The organism is Streptococcus mitis, from assembly GCF_946190275.1.
Lineage (GTDB): Bacteria > Bacillota > Bacilli > Lactobacillales > Streptococcaceae > Streptococcus > Streptococcus mitis_DC.
Genome location: NZ_CAMHZQ010000001.1, coordinates 287,197 through 295,642 on the forward strand (window position 1 = coordinate 287,197; position 8,446 = coordinate 295,642).

The window sequence follows — 8,446 nt, forward strand, 5'->3', positions numbered from 1 at the left end:
TCTATAGTTTAGTAGTATGATAACGTTGCTATGAAGTTTGTTATTCCAAATAATATGCAAACTAGTTATATGTAAAATTAAGATTAGAAACCACCAATCTCCATTTTTTAACTTTTAATGAAATTCATCCATATTAATAACTTTGCTTGCTCTAGCAATAACATCCTTATCATGAGTCACGACAATAACAATCTTTTCCTCGTTCACTAATTTCTCAACCTCATTTAGAAATAATTCCGTTGAATTTCTGTCCAAATTTCCTGTAGGCTCATCGAATAAATATATATCCTTTTCTTGCGATAAACTCCTCATGAGTAGAATTTTTTGTTTCTGACCTTGCGAAATATTTGTGGCTTTCCCATCAATCTGATGACTTAGAGCTATATTGAGATTCAGACTATCAAGATTATTTGATTCATAGTTTTCCTTATTAAATAGGGTGAAATTAATATTTTTTGAAACACTTCCAGGGAATACATGAAATTCAGATGAATACACGCTTAAATAATCCAAAATATTAGTCTCCTCTAAAGTAGAAAAACTTTCCATTCCATTCAGTACAATATCACCCTCTGTTGGAGAAGATAATCCCTGAATAATATTCAAAAGGGATGATTTCCCAGTTCCATTACCGCCTGTAATAATGGTTAATTCACCACTATTAAACTCGAAATTTAATTTATTAAACACCAATCTTTCATCCCATTTTTTACATAAATTCCGGCATGACAATTGTTCAATTTTAGATACTGGAATGGTAGCAAGATTACTTTCCATCCCTACTTCCTCTAGTCCAATAAACTCAAAGGAATATTGACTTTTTTTCAATGCTACCCAAGATGTAATTAAAGAATTTAAAATGCTGGATAACAGTAATAAAATCAAAATACTATTTGTATACTCAGATATATGTGCGTAATCTCTAATAATATTTACAGTAGCAAGCAAAAATGAACCAGTTAAACCAATAAATATCTGCGTAGAAGCTAATAATCTATTGGTAATATGTGTACTATCTAGTTTCGTTCCCAATAGTTCATTGAGTCTTTCATCAAATTCTTTGATGAAGTCGCTAGATTTTTGGAAACTTATAATATCTTGCAAACCATAAATTGTATTTTCTACCAGAGAACTAAAGTTAGAACTATTAGCAATAAATTCTCGCTGATTTTTTACAACTTTTCGTATTTCAAAATTGACATATAAACCAAGAATAGCTATAGATACGCATGTAACTGCGAAAATAATAATATTCAATTTTAATAGCAATAACAGTAGCAAACAAAACACTAAAAGCTGTACCTTTAAGTAAAATTTTTGCATAATACCTGTTGCTGATAACAATAAATTCCAAAAATAACTACTCACATACTCATAATTTTTAGTTAAAGAAAAATCATTTAATTGGTTCTTATAAAAAGAGGACAGAATATCATTTAAAAAATTATTCTCAATCTTTCCTTTTAATCTCGTTTCTAATATAGAGAACTGCCAATACAAATATGAAGCTAATATTATTGAAGCTAGGGTAAATAGTTGAATACTAAACTGAATGTTAAGTAGACCAGACATTGTTATTTGTAGTAAAAAAGCAATAGCAATAGGTAAACTAATTTTAGCTAATCCCAAGAAAAAGATTGCCAATTTTCTCTTCCAACCAAGTGAAGCTAGAAATCTATGATATAACTTATCTGCATAGCTTATCGTAACAATATCTTTTCTATCTTCTGAATTAACATTCTCATTCTTTTGAGGAATTAAAACAATTCCTACACTCTGACTAAAAAGTTCTAATCTTGAAATTTTCTCAATTTCCTCATTTGCAGGATCAGAAACAATCAATGAACTACTGTCTCCATCCAACACGACGATATAATGAGGCAAGCTAGCTCTTTCTACTACCAGTAAATAAGGAAATGATACGTTGTTTAACAAACTAGGAGTCTCAATTTGATAAGAATCCGCATCAATACCATAGCTTTTTAGTATATCTTCTATATCAAACAAAGACAGTCCTTGGTGGTTATTGTTATCAAATTGTAGACTATCTAAATGTTCTAATTTTGGGAAATAGTAAGAAATGATTGTCTTTACACAAGCCATTCCACAATCCAGCAAAGTTGCTTGTTTATAGTGACTAACCATTATTTTCTCCTTTTTCAACACTTATCTTACTATAACCATCAACTTCAATGACGCTATTCGAAGTTTGATTTGTCGTAGGAACCTTTAAAACTTCTCCTGTATTATTTGTATGCAAAGTATAGATTCCATCAAAATCTTTAGGAACTGTAATAGATACATCGCCAACAAGAGTATCTACAAAAATTTTTTCGAAAGTTGCATTTTTCCCTAAGGAAATGGTTACATATAACTTGTCTTTCCCTTGTGAACTCAAAGCCAAATTAAAGCCATGTTGCGAAAATGGTAGATATAGACTATCTGAACTCATTTTAACGTTTTTAGTTATGTTATTCACTGATTCTTCGGAAACTTTTCCTTCTATTTGAACACTTGTTTCATCTGATTCACTCTTGACAACTTTAACATCAATTGCTTGCTTTGAACCATAAAACTCTAACGTTTTAATACTTTTAGAAGAAAGAGCCCATGATTGTTTCACACTGATTGTCGTCTCTCCTCGTTTTAAGGTTAATAAAATTCCAGCCACTACAAACAGTAACAACAGCCCAATTACAATTCCTATTTTTTTCATCATTAGTACTCCTACTTAAATTCTTTTTTACTGAATACAACAAACGCAAGTACAATCACTGCTATACTTACCAATATAGGATAGCCTACATTCGTAAGGGTAAATTGACTTACTCCAGGGGAAGCTTTCAAATTTAAAGTCATAAGTAAATAGTCTCTCACACTCTCACCAGAGTTTGGAAGGACATAAACCAATAGGTTATCAAACAGTAAAATATAGAGTATATAAATCATACATGATTCATAAACCTTATCAAATATTTGAAAAATTAATAATGAGATACTGATAATAACCAAATAGTATGGTAATTGATGTAAAAATGTCGAAACAATCAACACCAAGTCTCCCTCCAAATAGACAAGAGCTGTTAAACCATAAAAAATAGTTACATATAGGAAAGACAAACAAAAGGCTCCCAAAGTTTTATATAAAAATAACTTCCATCGTTGGTTTTCTTTTGTGAGTAGAATATTAATCGTACGAAAACTATAATCTTCCCCCCAGAAAAATAAATTAGTAGAGATGAAAAGCAAAGGAATAAAACCACTTACATTTGAAATCAATACTCGAAATTCTGGTTCATCTCCATTCGATGACTTAAAAAATAAGGAGAATAACAAAATCAATAATCCTATCAACAAACTAGGAAGTACTCCTCTTTTTTCCCAGTAAAATTTATACATATCTGCTTTAAGAGAATTCATGACTCTCCTCCTTTCTTAAATCATCAGATAATATTATGCAAATAGTAGTCCTCAAAGCGTTCTTTCTTAATATAAATATCCTGTATCACTAGATTTGACACGACACTATATTCCAAGATAGCCATTAATTTTTCCTTTTCTAGCACAACCAGATAGTCCTCCTGCTCAAAATGAACAATTCCCTCTTCTTTTAAAAACGTTTTTAGAATCTGATTAGCACTCGTCTTAAGAAAGAGCTTTTCCGACAAATCATTTGCTAGCTCTTTTGAACTCATCACATTTAGAATTTTCCCCTTTTTCATAATGATATACTTATCTGTTATAAACTCCAACTCCGATAGGATATGGCTTGAAATCAAAAAGGTAACTCCCAACTGATCCCTTAAATTCAAAATCATTTTTCTTAAATCTGAAATCCCTTGAGGATCTAAACCATTCACTGGTTCATCTAAGATAATAAGCTCTGGATTATCCAAAAGAGCAATTGCTATCGATAGTCTTTGCTTCATTCCAAGGGAATAGTTTTTTACTTTTCGATCCCATGATGTTTGGGGTAGGCGAACCAATTCCAACATTTTTATGATATCTGTCTTTAAACCAAATCTTGTTTTATAATATTGCAAGTGTTGACGTCCAGTCAAGTTTGGATAAAGGGCAGGTGATTCGATAATACTGCCAATCTTATGCTGCGAAACACTCTCGATTTCTCCCTTATCAGATTGAATTAGTCCTAGGAGAATTCTCATTAATGTTGTCTTTCCAGCACCATTCTCTCCGATAAGACCACATATTTCCCCTTGCTCAATATCAAAGGAAATATTATGTAGAACCTGTTCTTTCCCATATGTTTTATCAATATTTTTAAGACTTAAAATCACACGATTCATAGTTTCTCTCCGTTCATTATATCCTTTGCTTTCATGAATTATCCTCCACCTCTGAAATCCCAAAATTCTTAACATCTGTAATTTCCTCAGGCAGAATTACAATTCGCTCTTCGCCTGCATCTAAAATAGCTAAACGGAATGGTTCCTTATTCAACTCTATTTGTACCAACTTTTGCTCCGCCGTGTTATTTCGAAACAGCAAACTGTGGCGAGTTTGTGTAAACGTCTCTAGCGAGATACTAAAATCTTCCATTTCCATCTCCTATCCATAAAACCAAAAACTAAGACTTAAGAATACTTCAAATCCAAACATTTTTCTTTCCTCCTTATCTCTTGTTCTTTATGATTAAAGTATAGCGCTTTCAAAAATAAAAAAACATGACAAAAATGTCATGTTAGCTCTCCATTTCCTCAAAAGTTTTTATATCTTTTTCTTTTTCTCCCAATATACGCGCTTCTAATACTGAGTCCCCAAATGCTTGAGCACAAATAATAGCTCTATCGTATAAGCGGATGGCTTTTTCCTTATCCTGTTTATGAAATAAGGTACACATAGCTTCAAGCATATCAACAATTGGCTTGTTTTGAAAATCCTGCGATAAAATCATCAGCCTGTTCATCGCCTTAACATAAGGCTCAAAAGTGGAGTAAGATTTTTCCATCCATTGAACAGCTAAAGAATCAAGCACTGTTCTCTTTAACATATAAGCTGTCTCTAAATCTGATGAATTTGTTTCTCTTATAAGTTTTTTAGAAAGCATCCAAAACAGTTCATGATTATACCCCATCGGTCTTGCTAAACACGAAACAAAGTACAATTTTATAAGAAGCAAATCATTCACCGAATAGTTTTTCCTTATCTTTACTTGTTCAAAATATTCATCCAGCAAAGCATCGCCAAAACCTGCATCTTCACTTACAAAGACATCAAAACTAGCTTGTAAGGCACTAACTGCAATCTGCTCATCCTCAGGTAGACTGTCATAATAGTGTTCGTAAACTCTTTCAAACAACTCTTCCTTAACTTGGATTCTATCATCATCTCCATAAGTTTGAAACTTAATGAGTTTATCCTTTAATATCAAGTACTCGGAGGGTAAAATCATATGATCCATATCTACTATATGTGAAATTGAACAGCCTAGTTTGTAAGCTATATACTCTACCTTGGATAAACTCGGGGAAGACTGGCCTGATTCAATCCGTGCTAATTGGCGCACCGTTATCTCAGTTTCATCATCACAAAGAGTTTCACGAGTGATATGTTTCATCTCTCGCAACATTCGGATTCTTTTACCTACTTCCTTCTTGATATCCATCTTAAAATCTCCTGATAATTAGTTACCGAATAATATTATATTTTTTATATTATGCTGTTTTTTATTGAACTAAGCAATTCTTAAAATTTTATATTACAAAACTTAACAAGACTAAACCATATTTCGCACGCTAAATAGCAATTGACCTGCTTCTGCTTTACTTTTCTTGTGCTAATGTTTTAAAATCTTTGTCTAAGATGGGTTGGATTTCTAATTGATTGGCATCTAGTTGGTGGTAAGATGCTGATGGTAATACCTCTAGAAATTTTGCATAGTCCAAGCGGGCAATGGCTTCATAATCTTCTGGTTTAGAGCCCTCTCCTGTGATTTGAACCAAGTCAATTTCCCACTGGACTTCCTTATCCAGCAATTGCTCAATATAGGCTGCAGGAACAAATGGTTCTCTCGGTAACACTGTCTTGACTCCTTGCGCCAGATGGTAAACGCCATGCACTTGCCCTTCTCCATCCTGATAGAAGGAAACTCTTGCAAAGTATGCATCTGTCTCTTGAACCGCACGCACACGCGCTTCAAACTGAGCTAAGCCGTCTTCCTCTAAAAAGCTTTTCAAATCCTCATGACTAAAGAAAACAGGATTAAAAATTCCTTGGCAAATCGTAAAACGAGCCGCAGTGTCTGCAATATGAGTTTGAATACTTGCTTGGAAATAAGCTTCAAAGTCAAAACCATCTAGCCCGTCAATCTCAGTTCCTGTGTAAGCAAGCAGGGCATCTAAAAATGATTTGATAATCTCCCAGTCTGTCTTTGTGAGTAGGTCAGGAAGATCGACACGATAAGCCTTTTGACCATCATCATAACTAACTTTAAAGAGAAATTGTGATTGCCCCACTATCGCACACTCGATATACTCGAGACGGTTAAGAGGCTGACGGAGATAGACGGCATCATAGCTATGTGACTCCAAACCATCTACCAAGGCCAAGATGGACTTGGCAGTCAAAATTTCCTGTTCTCCTAAAATACTCTGTTTATTTGGAATAAAAAATGTTTTCGTCATAACTGGACTCCTTTTGAAATCGTTTACATATAGTATACCTTATTTTCCTGAAAGATACAGAAACAAACTTTAGATTTTTGAGTAAAAAGCATAGAAAAACAGCCCCTAAGGACTGTTTGATCTTATACAGTAGCTGCTTGATCCAAGCTTTCACCGATAGCGGCTAGGCGCTCGATAACTTCTGCTTGTGTCAATTCATTTTCTGAGACATAGCGGTTACGTGGGTGAACACGGCATTCGTGTGAGCAGCCACGAAGGTACTTGTCTTCATTTTCTTCTGATGTCAAGATACGACGGTTACAGAATGGATTTCCACAGTTGACATAACGTTCACATGGTGTTCCATCAAACCAGTCTTTCCCTACGATGGTTGGGTTAACATGGTTAACATCAACGGCGATACGCTCGTCAAAGACGTACATTTTCCCATCCCAAAGCTCGCCTTGAACTTCTGGGTCTTTACCGTAAGTTGCGATTCCTCCGTGCAATTGGCCGACATCTTTGTAGCCTTCACGGACCATCCAGCCTGAGAATTTCTCACAGCGAACCCCACCTGTACAGTAAACCACGACACGCTTGTCCATGAATTTTTCTTTGTTGTCACGAACCCACTGTGGCAACTCACGGAAGTTGCGGATATCTGGGCGGATAGCCCCACGGAAATGTCCTAGATCATACTCGTAATCGTTACGTGTGTCAAGGACAACTGTATCTTCGTCAAGAAGGGCTTCTTTGAACTCTTTTGGAGATAAGTAAGCACCTGTTGTTTCAAGTGGGTTGATGTCATTATCAAAGTCGTTGTCTTCCAAACCAAGGTGGACAATCTCTTTCTTGTAGCGAACAAACATCTTCTTGAAGGCTTGTTCATTTTCTTCGTCAATCTTGAACCAGAGATCTTCCATGCCTGGGAGGCTGTGAACGTAGTCCATGTATTTTTGAGTTGTTTCGTAATCACCTGAAACTGTTCCGTTAATTCCCTCGTCAGCAACTAGGATACGACCTTTAAGGCCGATTGATTTACAGAAAGCCAAGTGGTCTGCAGCAAATTGCTCTGCATTTTCAATTGGAGTGTAAAGGTAGTAAAGTAAGACACGAATATCTTTTGCCATAAGATTTGTTCTCTTTTCTATTCTTAAATTTTCAGAATTTTTCATCTAACTATACTAGTATACCTGCTTGAGAAAGCGAATGCAATTTATTTGACTGGAAATTGTAGAAAGGTGCTTATCCCTGCACTTCATCAGTAACCATAGCGAATAGCAGATAATTCTCTCAATTTTTTGTTCTGCTCGGATTGACTTTCTGACAAACTTAGCTTGTTATCAATCAATATGCGCGCAAGGTCAACATTCATTTGACTCAATATAAATGGGGTAGAGATCCCATCGTCCTCTAATCGCCTTTTATAACTTACTAACAGATTTTTCAAAGGAGTCAGTTGAGGCGTATCCTTTATATCTTCCAATAGATGATCTATGATAATCATGGCTTCACAACGCCTTTCACTTCCTCCTGCAAACCATTTTAATGATGTCATTCTTATTTTCCTCCTTAAATTGAAAAGCTATCATTCCTAACTCTCGTACCAATATTTCACCCAAATACCCTATGTAAAAAAGTCATCAAAAATGGTAATGTCGCGAAAATATTATTAATCACATGCACCGCATAGGAAGGATAAATGCTCTTGGTATAGCGGGTCAAACTAGCAAAGATGATGCCAGATGTTGCAAAGACGAAGATATCTAACAAACTAGGCAGGCTTGAAAAATGAGGAAGAGCAAATAAAATTGACGGAAGAA

10 protein-coding genes are annotated in these 8,446 nt (G+C 34.7%); all 10 read right to left on the minus strand.

The features are described 5' to 3' along the window. Nucleotides 1-114: 114 nt before the first annotated feature. A complete protein-coding gene (locus tag N8M20_RS01395; protein WP_261078807.1) occupies nucleotides 115-2,145 on the minus strand; it encodes an ATP-binding cassette domain-containing protein in 2,031 nt (676 codons plus the stop codon). Next, nucleotides 2,138-2,719 carry a hypothetical protein gene (locus N8M20_RS01400; RefSeq protein ID WP_261078808.1) on the minus strand — a complete coding sequence of 194 codons (582 nt, stop codon included), beginning with the start codon at nucleotides 2,717-2,719 and terminating at the stop codon, nucleotides 2,138-2,140. The genes N8M20_RS01395 and N8M20_RS01400 overlap by 8 nt, the downstream gene beginning before the upstream one ends. An 8-nt stretch (nucleotides 2,720-2,727) precedes the next feature. Then, nucleotides 2,728-3,420, minus strand: a complete 693-nt coding sequence (locus tag N8M20_RS01405) for an ABC transporter permease (RefSeq protein ID WP_261078809.1) — start codon at nucleotides 3,418-3,420, stop codon at nucleotides 2,728-2,730. A gap of 23 nt (nucleotides 3,421-3,443) precedes the next feature. Then, nucleotides 3,444-4,307: an ATP-binding cassette domain-containing protein gene (locus N8M20_RS01410; protein WP_261078810.1), complete on the minus strand. Its 864-nt coding sequence runs from the start codon at nucleotides 4,305-4,307 to the stop codon at nucleotides 3,444-3,446. Between the two features lie 31 nt (nucleotides 4,308-4,338). Beyond that, nucleotides 4,339-4,560, minus strand: a complete 222-nt coding sequence (locus N8M20_RS01415; protein ID WP_102210269.1) for a hypothetical protein — start codon at nucleotides 4,558-4,560, stop codon at nucleotides 4,339-4,341. Between the two features lie 142 nt (nucleotides 4,561-4,702). Then, nucleotides 4,703-5,626 (minus strand): helix-turn-helix domain-containing protein, encoded by a 924-nt coding sequence (locus tag N8M20_RS01420; protein WP_261078811.1) that lies wholly within the window; start codon nucleotides 5,624-5,626, stop codon nucleotides 4,703-4,705. Nucleotides 5,627-5,783: 157 nt separating this feature from the next. Then, nucleotides 5,784-6,644 carry a DUF4299 domain-containing protein gene (locus N8M20_RS01425; protein ID WP_261078812.1) on the minus strand — a complete coding sequence of 287 codons (861 nt, stop codon included), beginning with the start codon at nucleotides 6,642-6,644 and terminating at the stop codon, nucleotides 5,784-5,786. Between the two features lie 122 nt (nucleotides 6,645-6,766). After that, complete coding sequence (gene trhO, locus N8M20_RS01430) at nucleotides 6,767-7,753, minus strand: oxygen-dependent tRNA uridine(34) hydroxylase TrhO (protein WP_020899966.1); 987 nt, start codon at nucleotides 7,751-7,753, stop codon at nucleotides 6,767-6,769. Nucleotides 7,754-7,884: 131 nt separating this feature from the next. After that, nucleotides 7,885-8,181, minus strand: coding sequence for a bacteriocin immunity family protein (locus tag N8M20_RS01435; RefSeq protein WP_261078813.1), 297 nt, complete (start codon nucleotides 8,179-8,181; stop codon nucleotides 7,885-7,887). A gap of 56 nt (nucleotides 8,182-8,237) precedes the next feature. After that, the coding region (locus tag N8M20_RS01440) for a CPBP family glutamic-type intramembrane protease (RefSeq protein WP_261078814.1) at nucleotides 8,238-8,446 on the minus strand (209 nt) is incomplete at its 5' end.